14 protein-coding genes, 2 pseudogenes and 1 riboswitch are annotated in these 19,421 nt (G+C 49.6%); of the genes and pseudogenes, 10 read left to right on the top strand and 6 right to left on the bottom strand.

The window, feature by feature from the left end; genetic code table 11:
• Nucleotides 1-7: 7 nt before the first annotated feature.
• On the top strand, nucleotides 8-1,981 hold the full coding sequence (locus tag VXK30_RS05585; RefSeq protein ID WP_275712724.1) for an oxidoreductase: 1,974 nt from the start codon (nucleotides 8-10) through the stop codon (nucleotides 1,979-1,981).
• A 71-nt stretch (nucleotides 1,982-2,052) separates the two neighbouring features.
• Entirely contained in the window at nucleotides 2,053-2,394 is a 342-nt protein-coding gene (locus VXK30_RS05590) for a TIGR04076 family protein (protein ID WP_275712722.1), read from the top strand.
• Between the two features lie 279 nt (nucleotides 2,395-2,673).
• Here the strand turns inward: VXK30_RS05590 and VXK30_RS05595 are convergent, their stop codons facing one another.
• Genes VXK30_RS05595 through VXK30_RS05605 form a run of 3 tightly spaced genes read right to left on the bottom strand, consistent with a single transcriptional unit; the run spans nucleotide 2,674 to nucleotide 7,273 of the window.
• The gene (locus VXK30_RS05595; protein WP_275712721.1) at nucleotides 2,674-3,570 is read right to left on the bottom strand and encodes a glycyl-radical enzyme activating protein; all 897 of its coding nucleotides are present in this window, start codon (nucleotides 3,568-3,570) and stop codon (nucleotides 2,674-2,676) included.
• A gap of 8 nt (nucleotides 3,571-3,578) precedes the next feature.
• The gene (locus VXK30_RS05600) at nucleotides 3,579-5,864 is read right to left on the bottom strand and encodes a pyruvate formate lyase family protein (protein ID WP_275712719.1); all 2,286 of its coding nucleotides are present in this window, start codon (nucleotides 5,862-5,864) and stop codon (nucleotides 3,579-3,581) included.
• Between the two features lie 29 nt (nucleotides 5,865-5,893).
• A complete protein-coding gene (locus VXK30_RS05605) occupies nucleotides 5,894-7,273 on the bottom strand; it encodes a PTS fructose transporter subunit IIC (RefSeq protein ID WP_275712717.1) in 1,380 nt (459 codons plus the stop codon).
• A gap of 436 nt (nucleotides 7,274-7,709) precedes the next feature.
• Between VXK30_RS05605 and VXK30_RS05610 the strand changes: the two genes are divergently transcribed.
• The 4 genes from VXK30_RS05610 to VXK30_RS05625 all read left to right on the top strand — a co-directional run bounded on the left by VXK30_RS05610 (nucleotide 7,710) and on the right by VXK30_RS05625 (nucleotide 10,693).
• Nucleotides 7,710-8,468: a DeoR/GlpR family DNA-binding transcription regulator gene (locus VXK30_RS05610; RefSeq protein ID WP_275712716.1), complete on the top strand. Its 759-nt coding sequence runs from the start codon at nucleotides 7,710-7,712 to the stop codon at nucleotides 8,466-8,468.
• A gap of 535 nt (nucleotides 8,469-9,003) precedes the next feature.
• The gene (gene pfkB, locus VXK30_RS05615; protein WP_275712714.1) at nucleotides 9,004-9,906 is read left to right on the top strand and encodes a 1-phosphofructokinase; all 903 of its coding nucleotides are present in this window, start codon (nucleotides 9,004-9,006) and stop codon (nucleotides 9,904-9,906) included.
• Between the two features lie 15 nt (nucleotides 9,907-9,921).
• On the top strand, nucleotides 9,922-10,401 hold the full coding sequence (locus tag VXK30_RS05620; protein ID WP_275712713.1) for a PTS sugar transporter subunit IIA: 480 nt from the start codon (nucleotides 9,922-9,924) through the stop codon (nucleotides 10,399-10,401).
• Nucleotides 10,402-10,435: 34 nt separating this feature from the next.
• Nucleotides 10,436-10,693 (top strand): HPr family phosphocarrier protein, encoded by a 258-nt coding sequence (locus VXK30_RS05625; protein WP_275712712.1) that lies wholly within the window; start codon nucleotides 10,436-10,438, stop codon nucleotides 10,691-10,693.
• Between the two features lie 334 nt (nucleotides 10,694-11,027).
• Here VXK30_RS05625 and VXK30_RS05630 read toward each other — a convergent pair whose 3' ends face one another.
• Complete coding sequence (locus VXK30_RS05630) at nucleotides 11,028-12,068, bottom strand: LacI family DNA-binding transcriptional regulator (RefSeq protein ID WP_275712711.1); 1,041 nt, start codon at nucleotides 12,066-12,068, stop codon at nucleotides 11,028-11,030.
• Between the two features lie 449 nt (nucleotides 12,069-12,517).
• Here VXK30_RS05630 and VXK30_RS05635 point away from each other — a divergent pair, with 449 nt between their 5' ends.
• From VXK30_RS05635 to VXK30_RS05650, 4 genes and pseudogenes are all read left to right on the top strand, one after another.
• Nucleotides 12,518-14,284, top strand: coding sequence for a class I mannose-6-phosphate isomerase (locus VXK30_RS05635; protein ID WP_275712710.1), 1,767 nt, complete (start codon nucleotides 12,518-12,520; stop codon nucleotides 14,282-14,284).
• A 190-nt stretch (nucleotides 14,285-14,474) separates the two neighbouring features.
• A pseudogene (locus tag VXK30_RS05640) lies at nucleotides 14,475-14,786 on the top strand (glucose-6-phosphate isomerase family protein); the annotation flags it as partial.
• A gap of 49 nt (nucleotides 14,787-14,835) precedes the next feature.
• Nucleotides 14,836-15,306, top strand: coding sequence for a DedA family protein (locus VXK30_RS05645; RefSeq protein ID WP_329494300.1), 471 nt, complete (start codon nucleotides 14,836-14,838; stop codon nucleotides 15,304-15,306).
• 123 nt (nucleotides 15,307-15,429) lie between these two features.
• Nucleotides 15,430-15,519: riboswitch (NiCo riboswitch) on the top strand.
• Between the two features lie 107 nt (nucleotides 15,520-15,626).
• Nucleotides 15,627-18,155 (top strand): cation-translocating P-type ATPase, encoded by a 2,529-nt coding sequence (locus VXK30_RS05650; RefSeq protein WP_275712708.1) that lies wholly within the window; start codon nucleotides 15,627-15,629, stop codon nucleotides 18,153-18,155.
• A 79-nt stretch (nucleotides 18,156-18,234) separates the two neighbouring features.
• On the opposite strand, the gene VXK30_RS05655 is transcribed toward VXK30_RS05650, so the two are convergent.
• Together VXK30_RS05655 and VXK30_RS05660 are read right to left on the bottom strand one after the other, a co-directional pair.
• Nucleotides 18,235-18,747, bottom strand: coding sequence for a ferritin-like domain-containing protein (locus VXK30_RS05655; RefSeq protein WP_275712707.1), 513 nt, complete (start codon nucleotides 18,745-18,747; stop codon nucleotides 18,235-18,237).
• A 199-nt stretch (nucleotides 18,748-18,946) separates the two neighbouring features.
• Nucleotides 18,947-19,354, bottom strand: a pseudogene (locus VXK30_RS05660) (cupin domain-containing protein); the annotation flags it as partial.
• Nucleotides 19,355-19,421: the final 67 nt, after the last annotated feature.

Consider the following 19,421-nt stretch of genomic DNA (forward strand, 5'->3'; position numbering starts at 1 on the left):
TGTTCTGATGAAGTATCCAACAATGTTTACTCCGATGCAGATCGGAAACCTTACGATTAAAAATCGTGTGGTAATGGGAGCCGTGGGCCACGGGCAGGCAGCGCCGGAGTGCGAATTTTCAAAAGCCGCCGAGGATTTTTACGCTCTGCGCGCAAAAGGCGGAGTCGGGTTGATTCTGACGGGAATCACGGAACCGGACTTCGAAGTGGACAAATTTCCGAACGGCGGGGTCGCCGGGTATGTAAATCCGAATTACAATCCGAAGGTTTTCGTGGAGCACTGCAGTGAGATGACGGAACGAGTACACAGTCACGGCGCCAAAATCTTTATCCAAATTACCGCGGGATTTGGGAGGGCGCTCCATAATAACAGCTGCTCTTCGGAAAACACACTTTGGGGAGATCCCACAAAACAGGCGCACGGTCTGACAAAAGACGAAATCAAGCGAAAAATAGAGTTGGTTGCTTCCGCGGCTGTGGTTGCGCAGAACGCCGGTTTCGACGGAGTGGATCTTTCCGCACTGCATGAAGGATGTCTGATGGAAGAATTCGCGACTCCTTTTTTCAACAGAAGGACGGATGAATACGGCGGAAGCTTCGAAAACCGGATGCGGTTCACACGGGAACTTGTGGAAGCCATTAAAAATGCCTGTGGCAAGGATTTTCCCATCAGTATTCGCATGGCGGCTAAAAATTATCTGAAGGGATTCAACTGTCCCTCTTTGGACGGCGGGGAAGAAGTTGGCAGAACCTTAGAGGACAGCATCGAAATCGCACGCTATCTGGAGAAAATCGGCGTCGATGCTTTGCTCATTGATGCGGGATGCTTCGATTCCATGTACCATCTGTACCAGCCGATGTATGTGGAAAAAGGAAGCAATTTTGTATACTCGGAAGCCATCAAAAAAGCGGTGAGCATTCCGGTGATCTGCACCGGGCGTTTGGACGAGCCTCATATTATTGAGGACGGTCTTGCAAAAGGGCGCGCTGACGGAGTCAGCATTTCGCGCGGCCTTCTGGCGGATGCTGATTTTGTAAACAAGGCCATGCTCGGGCAGGATGAAAAAATCCGCCCGTGCCTCGGCTGCGACGTCGGCTGCCTCCACCGTGTGTTTACCGGCCGCAGATATTGCTGCGCCGTAAACCCGCAGGCCATGCGTGAAACGACTTATAGCTTAACGGCTGCGTTGCAGCCGAAAAAAATACTGATTGTCGGCGGCGGAGTGGCTGGTATGGAAGCGGCCCGCGCGGTAAAGTTGAGGGGGCATGCGCCCACTCTTTGGGAAAAAAGCGACCGTTTGGGCGGACATCTGATTCCGGGAGGCGTTCCCCACTTTAAAGAAGACGAAAGACGTCTGATCCACTGGTACGAGCAGGAGTTGGTATCGCTGAAAGTACCGGTTGAAAAAAACAAAACAGCCACGGAAGAAAATATTCTTGCCTTCGGTGCGGAAATCGTCATTGTGGCAACCGGTTCGGAAGCGGTTATCCCCAGAAGCCTGAAAGGCGCCGAAAGGGCGATTACCAGCACGGACGCTCTGCTGCAGAAGAAGCCTGTGGGGCAAAATGTGGTAATTGTCGGCGGCGGACTCGTGGGCAGCGAATTGGCGCTGCATCTGCAGGAGCAGGGCAAAACGGTAACCATTGTTGAAATGATGCCGGAAATCCTCAGCAGCGGGAAAACCGTGCCGTTGATGAATAAAATGATGCTCTTCGACCTGATTCAGGCCAGCCCGATCGCTGTAAAGACAAGCAGCAGGTTGTTGTCAATCGAGGACGGCGGAGCAATCGTAGAAAGCGACGGAAACCAGGAATGCCTTGCGGCGGATACGGTCATCATGGCCGCGGGTTTCCGCCCGGAGGATACTTTGTATCGCCAGCTAGCCGGTAAAACTGAGGTTTACCAGATCGGTGATTGCCGCTCTGTGGAAAATATCAAAAACGCCATTTGGGATGCCTATGAGTTAGCGCGTCTGCTTTAATTGAATTGAGGCAGGCCGACAGGAATCGCCTGTTTGCCTGCCTTTACTGGAAAGGAAAACACAGGGAAGATATGAAACGTGTTAAAATTACTGTTTTAGAAACAAATTATAATGAAAAACTGGTTAGCGAATATGCTGTGAAAGGACTTACCCGTTGCCCGGTACATCAGGTCGGGCAGGTTTTCTATGCTGACTATCGCAAGCCAGAGGGCCTTTGCGACGAAGCGTGGAAGGTGATGCAGCACTACGCCTTTGCGCTGTCTAACGGAATGGACGGGAAATTCTTCGACGGTGTTGATCCGTGGATTCGGCACGACAATGTGGCAATTCTGAATTGCACCGACGGGATGCGTCCTGTGGTTTTCAAACTGGAACGCACCGATGAGGATGTGACAGAACAGTGTGGCGATTGATTCCGTATCCTGCCCTCTGAAATGATGTGCTGTTTTTTAACACAAACTGGCGCTAAAACCGGCGGCGTCGTCCAAAAGATTTCAATCTTTCGGACGACGCCGTTTTTTTCAAGGGAATATTAAATTGCCGGATGGTATGTTTCAAATGATCTCTGCGCCAACTAAAATAAGTCCGGCGGATTTTCAGTTTTTTCGGTTGCTTACCGGAACGCATTGGCATGGCGGCGGATCCGTGTATTCGTACCCTGTCGGTCGCAGACTCTATATGAATACGACAGGTTACCCCCTCTGGATGGAAAGGCCGCCATGCGCCCTGATTTTTTTGATCCATTCATCCACCTGCTCCTGCTGTGGAATCTGTACCTGTTCCACATACAACCCGGAGCCTATTTTTTTCGCCTTTCCCGTCCCCATGTTGTGGTAAGGGAGAATCTCCGTTCTGACAATATTCTTCAACCGGCTGAGCTTCGCAATGGCCTGAAGGTGCTCCTCACTCAGGTTGTATCCCGGAATTATGGGGCATCTCAAAATCAGCTGAGCGCCCTCATCCAACAGGTTGTACATGTTTTCCAAAATAATCCGGTTGCTTACGCCGGTCAGTTTTCTGTGCAGGCTGTCGCCCGTCGCTTTGCAGTCATACAGAAACAGATCGATATACGGTCGTATCTCCGAATAATCCTGCCTTTTCCCGAAGCCGCTTGTTTCCATGCAAACGTGCAGGCCTTCCCGTTTACAAGCCTTTGCCAGAGCCAGGGAAAACGCGGGTTGCGCCATAGGTTCACCCCCGCTGATGGTCACGCCGCCGCCGGATTCCTCGTAGTATTTCCTGTCTTTTAAGACGGTTTCAACAATTTGCTCTACCGACGTTTCTTTTCCGTAAATGCTCAACGCCTGCTGCGGACACACCCGTACACATTTCTCGCACGCCGTACATCTACTGAAATCCACATGGTGAACGCCGTTTTCAATCCGATGCACGGAGCATGGACAGGCCTCCTGACATTTTCCGCACAAAACGCATTTTGACGGATCGTAGGCAAGCTGCCTGCAAAAAGCATTCGATTCCGGATTATGACACCATCTGCACGCCAGAGGGCATCCCTTCAGAAATACGGTCGTACGGATTCCGGGGCCGTCATTCAGGCAAAATCGCTGGATGTCAAAAATTATTCCCACAACTTCACCTAATTCAGAGTTCGGGATATAACTTCACGCTGAACATCTTTCTCCAGCTCCACAAATCTGGCGCTGAATCCTCCTACCCTGACAAGGAGATTCGGATATTTTTCAGGATTCTGATACGCGTCTTCCAGTTCCCCGCGACTAACGACAGAAATCATGATCTGGCCCCCGCCGTTTTTAAAGTAAGTACGCAGCAGCGCTTTGACCTTCTCTCCCTGCGTTTGGCACATGTAACGGTTAAATTTCATGTTCTGTACGGAACCCGCATGAATATCGGTTTTGAGCCTCACAAGGCTGTTCAGCATCGCCGTTGGCCCGTTTTTGTCCGCTCCGCCCTGCGGATTGTTGCCGTTGTTCATATAGACGCCCTTCAGGCGGCCGTCCGCCGAAGCCGACGTGGCGCGTCCCCACTCCGTATTGACCTGGTTGTTGATAACCACCGCGTTATAGGAGTAGAAGCCAAACGCTTTCGCCTGCTCTTCAATTTTTCCACAGGTAAACTGGTGCAGGGCGACCGCAATATCGTCCGCGTACGGGTCGTCATTGCCGTACTTGGGAGCGTTCACAAGATCTCTGCGCAGCTCCGGATCATGTTCGAAATTATCATTCATGGCCTCAACCACTCTGCTGAGCGTGTATTTCTTTTTGTCGTACACCCAGTATTTAATCGCGGTGAGAGAATCGCTCGCGTTGATGTTTCCGTACGTTTCATTCGTGCCGCCCAGATATCGTGCGCCTCCGTTCAAAACGGCCCTTCCCCTCGCAATGCAGTCGTCCACCAGCATGGAAGTGAACAAAAAGCTCACCTGTGACTTCATCACTTCGTAGGAATGCCGGTGAGCCCCGGCGGTCTGGACAATGTAATACTCCAAAAGCCTTTCGTACTGTGAGCGAACATCGTCAAAGGTCTTCATCCGATCCGGCGTCTCCAGCGCCAGCCCTCCGCTTTTATCCTTGCCGTCCCACGGATCAATTCCACCGTTCAGAGAAATATTCAGGATTTTTAAAAGGTTGATACAGGCGTTTGGGGTTCCGACGCTCTGCCCGGAAATGACGATCTCCCCGCACCCGAACGGAACATACTGCAAGGCAGTCTCATGACTGACACGTAAAGCGCGCTCGACCGAAGGAATATTTACGTCGTCGTTATAGAGTACAGGATAGGTGCATCCGGTCGCGATCGCCTGCAGTGCGAGCTCATAGATTTCAGGATTCATCCCGGAATAGATCCTGAGCGTAAACTGCGGTTCAATGTCCTTATTTGCCATGACGGCCTGAATCGCAATTTTGCAGAAAACATCGGCTGTTTCGGGATTGCGACGTCCTTTACCGCCGATTACCACGCGCCCGTTTACGTTGGAGCGACGCGCCTCAATCAGCTTGAAGAAGGACTTAATATAAGCGAGAGCCTGCCGCTCGTCATAGAGGCCTGCCTGCAGGTCGTGGACCAACAGTTCTCCGAGATAGTCATCCATTCTTCCGTAATTGACCACACTGGAAAGCAGACTGTATAGCCAACTCAGTTCAATCCCTTCCAAAAGCGTTTCCGGTTTTCTTTTCAAAATGTTTCCGAGCGCTTCCATAATATTTTCCAATTGCTTTTTCCGCGTTGTGCCGGCCGTTTGCATCAGTTGCTTTTTGCACAAATTCACATGATAGAGAATGGTGGTTTTAAGCAACTGCAGACACTCCAGAAGATTTTTGTAAAAATCGACCTTGTCCGCCTCTTGCTCTTTTTCTAGGCAACCGGTGATCAATGCTTCCAAGCCGGGAATACCGAGATCGATCAGCTTCGGATAATCCAGATACATCCCGCTCAGACGGGCCGTCAAGATAGCCGGGTACTTTGCGTCAACGAACTTTCCCATTGTGGTTTCCGTCAGGGAATCGTTGAAAAAAATGCTCCTTGTATCGTGATTGTCCCAATATGCTTCCAGAGCGTTCAGTCTTTCAACCAATTCGGGGGTGCCGGCTGCTTTCTGCCTTAACTTCGCCAGCTTACTGAACACGCAATAATGCCCTACCCCGCCGACAGACGTGACGCACCCAAAACCAATGGGCAGCGCGTCCAGCCTGCCGACCACCAGATCCTGATCCTCAATGTGGCGAAACAGTCGCGGATATAATACTTTCAGACATTCCACTTCTCTTCTGGAAACGGAACATTCGCTATGCACCCGATGACACTCTGTATATTCCTCCATAATCTGAATCTGTTCTTCCAGCGGTTTTTCACATTCTATTTTTTTACTGATTTCAACTGTTTCCGCTACACTTTTATCATTCATGATAATTCCATTGACTTCCTTTCCAAAATTTATCTTTGTTTTGCGGTACTCCTGCTTTTCAGAAATGTCAGCATAAGCGCCGTTACAAGGGAGCCCGCCAACAGAGCAATCAGAAATCCGAGTACATTCGTGACTACGTTGGGGATGAACAGAAGGAAAATTCCTCCGTGCGGCGCTTTTACACCTACGTGCAGAAGCATGGAAACGATTGCGCCGACCGCAGAGCCCAGCATACAGGAGGGTAGAACCATTAGCGGCTTTTCAGCGGCGAACGGAATCGCGCCCTCGGTAATATAGCTCAGTCCGAGAAACACAGCCGCTTTTCCCGCCTCGCGCTGATGAACGTCCCAAAGCTTCGGACGCAGGAAGGTCGCAATCGCAATGCCGATCGGCGGAACCATTCCGCACACCATAACGGCTGCCATCGGCTCGTAAACTCCGTTGGCCAGGACGCCGATTGCAAACGCGTACAGAACCTTTGAGAACGGTCCGCCCAAATCAAAGTATAACAGGCCGAAGATAATACCGAGAAGCACCGCGCTTACACCGCTCATATTTGTTAAAAACTGTGTGATTACTCCGGAAAGCCCCTTGATAGGTGTGCCGACCAGATAGAGCATCAGTAAGCCGGTAATCAGGGTGGAGAAAATCGGCAAAATCAGGATGTCCTTAATTCCCGCAAAGGTTTTTGGCACTTTCACGTATTTGCTGATCAGCAGAGCAACATAACCGGCCATCAGACCGGAAAGCAGGCCGCCAAGGAATCCGGCACCGATGTTGTTCGCCAGAATACCGCCGATTAAACCTGCGGCGAAACCGCCTTTGTCCGCAATGGAATAGGCGATATAGGCCGACAGCACCGGAACCATAATACCAAGACCCGCGCCGCCGATTTGATATAGCGCCCAAGCGAAAGACCCCTCTTCCTTAAACGCATAAATACCGAACGCAAAGGATAAAGCAAGAATAATTCCGCCAGCGACAACCACCGGCAGCATGTAGGAAACACCGCTCATGATATGTTTGTAGAGGCTGCGTATTCCTGTGTCTGTTTCTGCCGCACTCTCGCCGGAGGAATTCTTTGATCCTTTTACCAGGACCGTTCCATTGTCTGCCAGTGCGTCCTCAATAGCAGTTTGCGCGTCCTTAATTGCTTTTGCCACCGGGATTTTTAACACTTTTCTTTCTGCAAAGCGGGATTCATCAATTCCTTTGTCAACGGCAAGAATAATCGCGTCCGCTTCCGCAACATCCTGTGCCGTCAGCGCGTTTTTTACTCCGGAAGCGCCCTGCGTCTCCACTTTTATTTCGTACCCTAGCTCCTTTGCTTTTTTCTCCAACGACTCGGCCGCCATATACGTGTGGGCGATTCCTGTCGGGCAAGATGTAATTGCTATGATTTTTTTCATTACTTTTCCTCCTGTATTAAATTGAGCATCCGGCAAAAAATGTGCGCACATTTTCATCAGGACCGCTCTTGACCCCCTAACTCAGATTTTTGACCCTTTTGCGAAGGAAAAACCTCATTCGCAAAAATTACGACTGCTTTTTTATTTTTGTTTATGCTCATTTACTCTCGTTTATGAGTACATTTTATGATAGAAAATTTCGTTTGTCAATACAGTTTCAATATAATTTTGGTGATAATATGTAAATTTATCCATAATACCTTTTAATTTTAAAAGAAAATACAGCTCTTTGCAGCAAAACGTTCACCGATAACCTAGTTATGCTCATTTTGCCATTTGTAAGAGAATTTGTGCGCGAATTTAAATACAACGATTCAAATCCATGCATGTTTATGCTATAATTGCTATTATAAAATGCAGTTAGTGAGGCGATAACATGTTTGAAGAAGAAAGAAGAATCTCAATTCTAAATAAAATCAACATTGACCACCGTATTACCACGGATGAGTTGGCGGAAAAATATAGCGTCTCTCAGTCCACGATCCGAAGGGATCTTGCTTCTCTTGAAAAGTCAGGGCTACTGAAACGGACGCACGGCGGGGCGATTCTGGCAGAGCCGCTTTCTCACGAATATGATTATAACGCCAAGCGCGACATTAACCGTCAGCAAAAATTCTCAATTGCCAAACACGCCGCCTCATTGGTGAAAAACGGCAGCACCATTGCTTTAGGCACCAGTACACTGACCCATCTGATGGCTCAGGAGCTGACTGCGTCAGGGCTGACGATCGTTACGAATTCCATAGACGTCGTTAATGTTCTGGTCCAGCGGCCGGACTATAACCTCGTTATCCTTGGGGGTAATTACATTCACAGCGCCCGGACGATTGAAGGAATGATGGCAATCGATCAAATTCAGCAGATTCATTTCGATCAGGCATTTTTAGGCGCGAACGGCATTGATTACAATTTTGGGCTTTCCACGACCAGCGCCATTGAAGCCAACAGTAAAAAAGCCTTCTGCCAGAACAGTAAACAGATTTTTTTCCTGTGCGATCACCCGAAATTCGGTCGAATCTCCTCTTACAAGATTATCGACATGGATAAAGCTTCGTGTATCATTACCGATCGGGAAGTGGATGCCAGTTTGTTGGCACTTTACAGGAAAAAGTGTAATATTACCGTCTGTGACTAGATTGGCGCCAGTTCCCGGTTTTTCATTTTTTTCTCCAAACAGAGACCTCGACCTCGCGTCATCCGTTTTTTCAGCTTTAGCGGGTATTCCAACCATCTTGGTGATAGGAATACACAGAACCGCCCGCTCTGTGTATTGTTCAATAGAAATTAGACAGAAAAAGCAAGAATTTTTTATATACTCTTGTCCAAATGAAATTGAACAGGGGGGATTTGTAATACAATTTTGAAACACATCTTAATCTCGCAATTCTGAGTGGAATTGCTGTAATAACTGACAAGATATTTCGGATTGCTTGAAATGAGAATCAAGATTCCCTTGCCCAATGACAGATCAGAGATTTGCCCGCTCCTAATTCTCTTGAAAATTTTCCGTTGCTCTCACCGTCATTATTCCTCCTTACGACGGAAAGATTATATCCCCATTTGATCGTTTATGATTGACTGCGCTCATAAATGCGTGTATTATAAGTACAATAACTTTTATTCGGGGAAACAGAACAATCCTAATATAACGATATTGGAGACTGAAGGAAATGATTTACACCGTAACTTTTAATCCCTCCCTTGACTACATCGTAGAAGTAGATTCTTTTCAAGCCGGCAAGGTAAACCGTACCGTTTCAGAAAAAATTTTTCCCGGCGGGAAAGGGATTAATGTTTCCATTGTACTCAAAAATCTGGGAATTGAAAGTGTTGCTTTGGGGTTTATTGCAGGCTTTACCGGGGACCAGATTGAACAAAGGGTGAAGGAGCATGGCTGCAAAACTGATTTCATCCGAATCCAAGACGGCATGTCCAGAATCAACGTAAAACTAAAATCGGAGGAAGAAAGCGAAATAAATGGCCGGGGCCCGCAGATTGGCGCGCAGACGCTGCAGGTACTGTATGACAAACTTAATTTGCTGGAAAACGGGGACATTCTGGTCTTGGCGGGAAGCATCTCAAACACGATTCCGGAAAATATTTATGAAATCATCTGCGGCCGCATGGCGGAGAAAAATGTCAGGGTGGTTGTGGATGCGACGCGTAACTTGCTTTTGAATGTGCTGAAATTCCACCCGTTTTTAATTAAACCAAACCACCACGAACTGGGCGAACTCTTTAACAGGAAGCTGGAGGACAAAGACGATATCGTTTTTTATGCCAAAGAGCTTCAAAAAATCGGCGCACGAAACGTGTTGGTTTCCATGGCGGGAAACGGCGCTGTTTTTGTGGGGGAGAACGGCAAGACATTCAGAAACCCGGCACCGAAAGGCGTAGTCGTCAATTCTGTAGGAGCGGGTGACTCCATGGTTGCAGGATTTCTGGCCGGATATCTTCATGACGGAAATTATGAAGAAGCGTTCCGACTGGGCTTGGCTGCCGGAAGCGCCAGTGCATTCAGTGCGGAGTTGGCGACAGAAGAGAAAATCCATGAATTGCTAAAACTAATATAAGCAAGGAGAATGAACATGCGAATTACCGATTTGTTAAGTGAACCCGGCATTAACCTGAACGCAAGCCCGCACTCAAAAGCGGATGCAATTGACGAGCTGGTGGAGTTGATGGATGCTACAGGCAAACTGAAAAACAAAGCAAAATACAAAAAATGTGTGCTGAAACGGGAAAAGGAAGGAACGACCGGGATTGGCGAAGGCGTAGCCATTCCGCATGCCAAGACAAAAGTCGTTACGAATGCGGGGCTGAGTGCCATGGTGGCTAAAGAGGGTGTTGAGTATGAATCGCTGGACGGCTCCCCCGCGAAACTGCTGTTTATGATTGCAGCTCCGGATACAAGCGAGAATATTCATCTGGATGTTCTGGCCCGGCTGTCCGTCCTTTTAATGGATGATGATTTTCGCCGAAACTTGATTGAGGCGAAAAGCAAATCGGAGTTTCTTTCTCTAATCGACAAGGCGGAAACAGCAAGATTCGGCGAAGAGCAAATTTAGAAGCATAAAAAATGGATGGAAAGAGGAAATAATCATGAAAGAATTTAGCTACGTCGTTACCGACCTGGAAGGAATCCACGCAAGGCCGGCAGGAATGTTGACCAAAGAGGCCGGAAAATTTGCAAGCACCATTAAAATTACGAAAGGGGACAAAATAAGCGATGCGAAAAAGATTTTCGCGGTAATGGGCCTTGGTGTGAAAAAGGGAGAAAGTGTTAAGATCAGCGCCGAAGGAGCCGATGAGTCGGCCGCCATTGGGGCACTACAGGACTTTTTCAAGCGGAATCTGTAACGGATACCCGTGGGGACAGCTATCCTATTACCGTCATTCTTGAACTCCTATATGTGAAATGCGGCGACATCCAAGGAACCCTTTTCCGACCTATCAAAAACAAAGAGAACTATATAAGTGACAATGTACAGGAAATGAAACCGCACTTTACAGCATCTTCAGTTAAGTTGTAGAGTTCGTTCATGTTTACCCCCCGGCTTTGGTGGTGATAAACACATTAGAGATCGCGGGTCCGTGTTCCTCCGGGCGTACCAAAAAGAAGGACAAGGCAAAAACCTTGTCCTTCTTTTTGGTTTGCTAGGAGCGAAAGCCCCGCTTGCGCGGCAGATTTTCCTTACGGGCAATCCAGCCGCCGCGTGGATTCCCTCAAGATCAGCTTTGTGGAAAAAATGATCTCCTGTTTTACCTGTTTGCTACCCTCCAGGATATTCCGTATGAGAAGATCCGCCGCCGCTTCGCCCATCTCGCGGATTGGCATCGCAGCGGTGGTGAGCCTCGGCTTGAGTATGTTGGATGATGCGAGATTGTCGAATGCTGTGACCGAGATGTCCTGTGGGATTCGAAGCCCATATTCATTAATGGCGAGATAGGTGCCTACAGCCAGATGTTCGTTCATGCAGTGGATTGCTGTGGGTGGGTTCGGTAACTCCAAAAGCCGTTGCGTCATGGTGTATCCCGAATTGCCTGTCCCTTCACCCTCGATCACATATTCCGGTCTGATGGGGATAGAGTGTTCCTCCATCGCCCGCTGATATCCCGTGAATCGTTGTTGTAGGCCGCTCAGTGAAAACCGATACCCGATGAATGCGATATCTTTATGCCCATATTCGATGAGGTGGTTAATCACATCGTAAGTGCCTTTTTCATTGGTCACGCTGATCTTGTCCACATCTTCAATATCTGCTTCCACCGAAACGATCTCCATTGATTTCTTCACCTTTTTAATGAGGTCGTGGTCTTTAATGTTGGTGCTCAGCATCACTAAGCCGTTTGTCCTTCTTCGGAGCATTTCATTGATGTAATATTTTTCTTTTTCTTCCTTGGCATCGGTGATGCAGAGAAAAAGCGAAAAGCCTTGGCTTGAAACAAATTTTTCAATGCTTTCGATAAGTTCCACGTAGTAGGGATTAAGCAAATTGGGTATCAGCAACCCGATCGTTTTGCTTGTCTTCGTTACCAGGCCGCGCGCCAGCTCGCTCGGCGTATAGTCATATTCCTTGATCAGCTTCAGTATTTTCTTTTTAGTCGTTTTGCTGACCTCGGTGCTGTTATTCAGCACCCTTGAAACTGTACTGACAGAGACGCCGGCCAATTTAGCAATATCTGCAATCGTCGTCTGCTGCCGCGTCTGTTTGTTTGAGTTTTTATCTTCCACTCCCTGCACTCCTCGTTTTGCTATCTCGTATTTTTTCAACGCTGTCCCAATTTTCTCGTTTGATAATATCATCTAAATAATATGATATTTATTATAATACACAGGATGCTTTTTTTCAATCTTACGGGCAAAGATAAAAGCCGCAAGGTTTGAGTTTTGGCTGACACCTATTCAAAAAGTCCTCAGCTTACGGACGGCTTTTGGCTTCGGAACCCTTTTCAGCAAAGGATTTGAAATTTACCGATATCGTTACCGTAAAATATAAAATTCATAATAATATTTTTTTAAAATCACTTGAAATTTAGATAAATAGTGTTATAATAATAAAGAAATTAAGATAATATATGCAAAAATATAGTATATATGTCTATTTTAAGTTAACGGTATCGATACCGTTAACTTTCCCTAAAAGCCTTCTGGAAAAACTTTGATTGTGTGGAGGAAAGTCTATGTATTTTGAACACAGAACCCCGAATTATGAAAAATTTCCGATCATCCGCGTGGAGGGACACGACAGGGAGTCCTGGGGCAGCTATCAGGATTTCGCGGAGGAGCTGAAACGCCGAATTAAACAGCTCGGTAAGCGGAAGCAGGTTTTGGTGGCCGATTTCTATCACGGTGTCCGCCATGGGGAAGTTCTTTCCCAACTGCTTTCCCCGTTGGGGGCAAAGGAGACGATCCTGTGCGAATCCGCAAAGCTGGCGGAGACGGAAATCAGCCAAAAGCTGAAACGGAACATTACGGATGACCGCGTTTTCGGCGTCCTGTCCACACACAAAATCGAGGAGTTTTATGATGCCGAAAAGCTGAAAGAGCTAAGAAAACGGGTGGACGCGGTCGAAGAAGGGCTTGTTGTCGTCTACGGCATCGGCGCTTCGCTTGTTACGAAGGGCGATCTTCTGGTTTACGCCGACATGCCGCGTTGGGAGATTCAGCAGCGGTTCAGAAGTCATGAGTTGGACAACTGGGGAGTAGGAAATTTTCAGGAGGACACGCTTCGAAAGTATAAAAGGGCGTTTTTTATCGAGTGGCGCGTGCTAGACCGGCATAAGCGGTCTCTCTATCAGGACATGGATTATGTGTTGGATACGACAGCCAAAGGCTGCGGAAAGGCGATCACCGGGGAAGCGTTCCGCAACGGCATAGAGCAGGCGGCGAGAAAGCCGTTTCGGCTGATGCCTTATTTTGACGAGGGGGTATGGGGCGGCAGATGGATGGAAGAGGTCTGCGACCTGGCCCACGGAGAAAATAACATGGCGTGGTGCTTCGACGGCGTGCCTGAGGAGAATTCCGTGCTTTTGCGGGTGGGAGACGTGACCGCCGAGGTCCCATCGATAAATATCGTGTTTATGCGTCCGGACGAATTGCTCGGCCCGAAAGTCCACGCGCGGTTCGGGTTGGAATTTCCAATCCGGTTCGACTTTCTGGACACGATGGGCGGCGGTAACCTCAGCTTGCAGGTGCATCCGCTTACGGAATACATTCAGGAAAATTTCGGAATGCATTACACACAGGATGAAAGCTATTATATTCTTGACGCGGGACCGGATGCCTGTGCTTACCTTGGCCTGAAGGATGGCGTGGTTCCGGAGGAACTGATTGGCGATCTGAAAAATGCGCAAGGTAGGGGCGAAACCTTTGACGACTCAAAATACATTAACAAATTTCCAATCAAAAAGCATGACCACGTCCTGATCCCGGCGGGGACAATCCACTGCTCCGGCAAAAACGCGATGGTGCTTGAAATCAGCGCGACTCCCTACATTTTCACCTTCAAGCTGTGGGATTGGGGACGCGTGGGGCTGGACGGAATTCCCAGACCGGTTCATGTTGACCACGGCAGCAGGGTAATTCAGTATAACCGTACGACGGAGTGGGTCGAGACGAATCTGCTCCACCGCGAAAAAGAGGTCGCGCAGGGCGACGGCTGGAGGGAAGAGCAAACGGGGTTGCATGAACTGGAATTCATCGAGACCAGAAGGCACTGGTTCACAAAGCCCGTCACCCACAATACAAACGGCTCGGTCAACGTGCTGAACCTGATCGAGGGTGAAGAGGCGTTAGTGGAATCCCCGACCTGCGCATTCGAGCCCTACGTGGTGCATTACGCAGAGACTTTCATCGTACCCGCTGCGGTCGGCACTTACACGATCCGGCCGTACGGAAAGTCGGAGGGCAAAGAGATTGCAACAATTAAGGCGTCCGTGCGCATTTAATTGAAAAACGGAAAGGAAGATGGAGATGTTTTATCCCGGATTTGACGTTAAACCGGATATAGGAAGCTTGGATTTCAGTTACGGAGAGGGTGTGTTCGGGCCTGTGACCGAAAAAAGACGGCTGGATGACATCCGTCGGAGCCTCAGCGACCCGAGTGCCAGCGGGCCAGAAGTTGTCTATTCGGTCGCCATGGACGTCGGAAAGACACGGGATCAGGACGACCTTCGTGCGCGCAACTTGCTATACGGCGCGATGATCTACGCGAAGGGCAGGGTGGGCGACGAGCCAGTCAGGAGCCAGGGACATGTGCACGCGGTTTCCCCGTCGTGCGGAAGCTCGACACCGGAGGTATATGAGATCTGGAGCGGAGAAGCAGTCATCTTTATGCAGGAGTCCGACGGCGACGACGCGGGCGAATGCTATGCGGTCCGCGCCGGCGAGGGCGAAGTGGTCATCGTGCCGGAGGGTTGGGTGCACTGCACCGTCAATGCCGACCCGACGCGCGAAATGACTTTCGGCGCGTGGTGCGTCCGAGACTACGGCTTCGACTATGAACATCTGGATTGTCACCTTGTCCGCCACCATCGGGTCGGTGGCTGGGGCAATCGTCCTTTACGGTGTCGGACGGCTGCTTCCGGCCGAGAAAATGGACAGGTTCATCGGGAAATGGGGACATGTCCTCGGGCTGAAAAAAGGGGATGTGGAACGGGCGGAAGGCTGGTTTAATCGGCGCGGTGCCTCCACCGTCTTTTTTTGCCGGTTTATTCCATTAGTCCGAAGCCTCATCTCCATCCCCGCGGGGATGGCGCGGATGCGCAGAGGCAGGTTCCTTTTGTACACCACCCTCGGCTCCGCAATTTGGAATGTGGTTCTGGTGGCGCTGGGTGCTTTTGCCGGAGCCGGCTGGGAACGCGTCAGCCAATCCATGAATCTCTATACCTACATTACTCTCGCCGTGATGGCGGTCGGCGGGGTTGGTTTTGTTGTTTGGATTTCTAAAAAAAGGAAAAAGAAAAAATAGGTTTTCTCTCAGGATCCGCCATAAAATTCATGATGGGAATCTTATCTTTTTGTTTTTAATCACTTGACGCGAGTAAATGAATATGATAGAATATCTTTCATCTCTTTGCGCTGCATTTGATCTACAGTACAAACTGAGCAGGCGATAAACCCGATATGGGTTTATGGGGCTGGGCCTCGCGGCAACAGGTTGATCAGAACCTGTGGGACAGTATGTTGTCTCACAGGTATTTTTGTACCCTTTTGAGACTGCAGCTGTATCTTTGCAATGCCATGGAGCTGTCGCATAAATGCTTAAGAAGCATTATGGAGGTAACTTTTATGACAGAACGAAAGAACACCACAAATCCAACCGGCCTGACGACGGCGGAAGCCGTGCAACGTCAAAAGCGATTCGGCAGGAACGAATTGATTCCGAAAAAGAAGAAGAATGTTCTTCAAGAGATTTTGAAAGCCTTGTCGGAACCTATGTTTTTGCTGCTCATCGTGACGGCGGTCATCTATTTTTTGCTGGGTGAGCCGCGCGACGGAGTTGTTATGCTGATCTTTGTATCGGGTATGATCAGTATCGATGTGATCCAGGGCTGGAAAACCGACAAGACCCTGAACGCCTTAAAGGATCTCGCGGCACCGCGCATTACGGTGCTGCGGGACGGAGCGGAGCAGCGGATCGACAGCGCTGATCTTGTCCCGGGAGATATCATGCTGATTGCCGAAGGCGACAAGATCCCGGCGGACGGGGAGATCCTTCAGGCAAACGATCTGTGCGTCGACGAGTCGTCCATGACGGGCGAAGCGGAAGGCGTTTGGAAGGTCGCGCTCGGGACCGCCGATACAGACGGCGGGCACTGGCGGTGCGACCACTGCTACGCGGGGACTCTTGTGACGCAGGGAAGCGCGCTGGTCCGCGTGGATCAAATCGGCAAAGCCACCGAGTTCGGGAAAATCGGTACAAATGTCGTCGGCGCGCCGGAAGCCCCGTCGCCGCTTCAGAGGCAGACCCGCGGGCTCGTGAAGCTTTGCGCGGTTATTGCGGCGGTCCTGTTTGTATTGGTAGGCTGCTTCACTTGGCTGAATATCCCGGACCACCAATTTACCGACAGGCTGATCGAAAGCATCCTTTCCGGCGTCACGCTCGCCATGGCCATGATCCCGGAAGAGTTCCCGGTTATTTTGACAGTCTTCCTTTCCATGGGCGCATGGCGGCTTGCAAAAAGGCATTCGCTTATGCGCAGGCTGGCTTCCGTAGAAACGCTCGGCGCCGTGTCGGTTCTTTGCGTTGATAAGACCGGCACCATTACGATGAATCAGATGACCGTATGCGATACGTGGACGGAGGAAAACAAAGAGCGGGACCTCTGCGCGGTCATGGGGATGGCCTGTGAACCGGACGCATATGACCCTATGGAAAAGGCCATGATTTCGTATTGTGAAGGCAGGGGCCTGTCCAAGGAGTTCCTTTTCGGCGGCGAACTGATTCAGGAATATTCGTTTACCCATGAAGCGAAAATGATGGGCCACGTCTGGCGGCGCGGCAACCAAATTCTGATCGCCGCGAAAGGCTCTCCGGAAAAGATCCTCGCTTTATGTAATCTCAATTCGGACGAACGGGACAAAGTACAGGAAAAAGCCGCCGATATGGCGGCACGCGGGCTCCGTGTGATTGCGGTTGGCAGAATGGACGTTGGAACGGCGGACGAAGTTCCCGCTTCTTTGGCCCAGTGCCGCCTTCAGTTCTGTGGGTTGGTTGGCCTTGCGGATCCTCCGAGGGAATCCGTAAAAGCGGATATTCTCCGCTGCAGGAAGGCAGGCGTCCGCGTTGTGATGATTACGGGCGACAACGGCATCACGGCAAGCGCGATCGCGAAGCAGATCGGCATGCCATGCGGGGAATCCGTCACCGGCGACGAGATCGACCGGATGACGGATGAGGAACTTCAGAAACGGGTCCGTTCCGTCAGCATTTTTTCCCGCGTCGTCCCGGAGCATAAGATGCGCATCGTGAAAGCTTTCAAGGCAAACGGCGAGATCGTGGCAATGACGGGCGACGGGGTCAACGACGCCCCCGCGCTCAAATATGCCGATATCGGCATCGCGATGGGAAAGCGCGGTTCGGAGGTGTCCCGCGAAGCCGCCGATCTCATCCTGCTTGACGATAATTTTTCGACGATTGTGGATACCATCAGGGACGGCAGGCGGATTTACGACAACATCAAAAAAGCGGTCGGATATGTGTTCACGATTCACATTCCAATCGCGTTTTCCTGTCTGTTGGCCCCTCTCCTAAAAGTAAATCCGGCGAATCTTATGTTACTGCCCATCCATGTCGTCCTTTTGGAACTGATTATCGACCCGACCTGTTCCATCATTTTTGAACGGCAGCCCGCGGAACAGAATGTGATGGAACGCGATCCCCGTGATCCGGAAGAAAAACTGATGAGAGCGAAAGGTCTCTTCAGAAGCATCCTGCAGGGGCTGACGGTTTTTGCCTCTTCTTTTGGAACCTATTATACGGTTCTTATGGCGGATCCGGCCATAAACGCCCCGGTTGCCCGTGCAATGGGCCTTTCCATTATTTTTCTAAGCAATATACTTTTGGTTCTGGTCAACAGTTCACAAACGGATTTTGCATTCCAGTCATTCCGCCGTCTGATCAAAGACAAGGTGATGTGGGCGGCTTTTGCGGGAACTATTTTCATGCTTGTCCTGCTCTTATACACTCCGCTTTCAGCCTTTGTGAAGCTGGCTCCGCTGACCGGACCGGAAGCGATCGCCGTAATTGTGATGTCGGCGGCGTCGGTACTTTGGGTCGAAATCGTAAAACTTGTAAAACATCTGAGAAAGAATTAACAGTAAAATCAGAACGGCTGTGACATCCCCAATGGATTTCACGGCCGTTCAAGTCGTCGGTTTCCTGAGATACCCGGAATCAGACCAATTCATCATACGGATCGACGTCATATTTCAGCAATAGCCTGGTAAGATGCTCCGCGTGCCCTTTTTCGTCATCAATCACGGCCTGCAAGGTGGTGCGGATATCCCGGTATGGATATCTTGGCAGCTGCGCTTCATACAGAACCACGGCCTCGAGTTCTCCCTTGATATCGTCCCGGATATCGTTCAGAATGGCTGCACCGCCGGACTGGGAATGGGAGAGCGACACCGGTGTCTGGGGCCCGGGGTTGTCGCCCTTATGAGCTAAAAACTGTTTGTACTGCTCCGGATCATATTTGCGGAGCAGCTTCAGCACCCAGCCGTAATGCTGCTTTTCGTCGAGCATAATACTGTGCCAGGCATCGTTTATTTCAGGAATGTCCGAGTTGGCGATGTGGGTTTGGTAACCGTTAATCGCGATGATTTCACTGATCAGGATTTCTCTGAGTTTATCCGTAAACTTCTGTGCCGTGCCCTGCGGCTGTCCGTTCGGATGCGTATAGCTCATTAATCCTCCGCCTTTCATATAAATCTGCCTGCAGCCGCTGAGAGCCCCTCCCTTTTAGCCTCAAAATTGGACAGGCAGGAATAGCGTACAGTAGGCTGATCCTGCCTTAGTCATCTGTTCAAATCTTTTTCTGCATCATTATTCCAATGGGACTTGGGCCCGAATTCAAATACTCTAAAGCGCTGATGATACCGTTATTTTATGTCCCTGTTGCTATTGCGTCGTCTTTTGTTTTGTGAACGGTTCCCCAGGGATGTTGGGGAGGTGCATAAATCGAATATACTTTTAAGGGTACGGTGCCTACATTGATGACGTTATGCCATGTCCCGGCTGGTATGACAATGGCATCGCTTGGCCCGACTCGCTTTTGAAAATTCATATTGTCTCTCCGGTTTCCGAACTTCGCAAGCCCTTCGCCCTGCTCGATGCGGATAAACTGGTCAACATCAGGGTGCATTTCCAAGCCGATATCATCGTTCACACGAATGCTCATCAGCGTAAGCTGCAGATGATTCCCTGTCCATAAAGCGGTACGGAAGGTATTGTTTTGCTCCGTAACCGCTTCAATATTCACTACTATTGGTATGGGACCATAGTCTCTTAATTCTTCATCAGGCATATCTTCCGATCCTCTCCCGTTGATTTTAACCCATAATATGAATTATCTGCCTGAA

This window comes from Caproiciproducens sp. CPB-2, assembly GCF_036287215.1.
In the GTDB taxonomy this organism is placed as follows: Bacteria; Bacillota; Clostridia; order Oscillospirales; family Acutalibacteraceae; genus Caproiciproducens.

Bases quoted from the DNA above. Each gene is read 5' to 3' on its own strand.
- VXK30_RS05605 (WP_275712717.1), bottom strand. From the start codon at position 7,273: ATGAAAAAAATCATAGCAATTACATCTTGCCCGACAGGAATCGCCCAC.
- pfkB (WP_275712714.1), top strand. From the start codon at position 9,004: ATGATTTACACCGTAACTTTTAATCCCTCCCTTGACTACATCGTAGAA.
- VXK30_RS05620 (WP_275712713.1), top strand. From the start codon at position 9,922: ATGCGAATTACCGATTTGTTAAGTGAACCCGGCATTAACCTGAACGCA.
- VXK30_RS05650 (WP_275712708.1), top strand. From the start codon at position 15,627: ATGACAGAACGAAAGAACACCACAAATCCAACCGGCCTGACGACGGCG.
- VXK30_RS05610 (WP_275712716.1), top strand. From the start codon at position 7,710: ATGTTTGAAGAAGAAAGAAGAATCTCAATTCTAAATAAAATCAACATT.
- VXK30_RS05645 (WP_329494300.1), top strand. From the start codon at position 14,836: ATGAACATCTGGATTGTCACCTTGTCCGCCACCATCGGGTCGGTGGCT.
- VXK30_RS05635 (WP_275712710.1), top strand. From the start codon at position 12,518: ATGTATTTTGAACACAGAACCCCGAATTATGAAAAATTTCCGATCATC.
- VXK30_RS05625 (WP_275712712.1), top strand. From the start codon at position 10,436: ATGAAAGAATTTAGCTACGTCGTTACCGACCTGGAAGGAATCCACGCA.
- VXK30_RS05585 (WP_275712724.1), top strand. From the start codon at position 8: ATGAAGTATCCAACAATGTTTACTCCGATGCAGATCGGAAACCTTACG.
- VXK30_RS05655 (WP_275712707.1), bottom strand. From the start codon at position 18,747: ATGAGCTATACGCATCCGAACGGACAGCCGCAGGGCACGGCACAGAAG.
- VXK30_RS05600 (WP_275712719.1), bottom strand. From the start codon at position 5,864: ATGAATGATAAAAGTGTAGCGGAAACAGTTGAAATCAGTAAAAAAATA.
- VXK30_RS05590 (WP_275712722.1), top strand. From the start codon at position 2,053: ATGAAACGTGTTAAAATTACTGTTTTAGAAACAAATTATAATGAAAAA.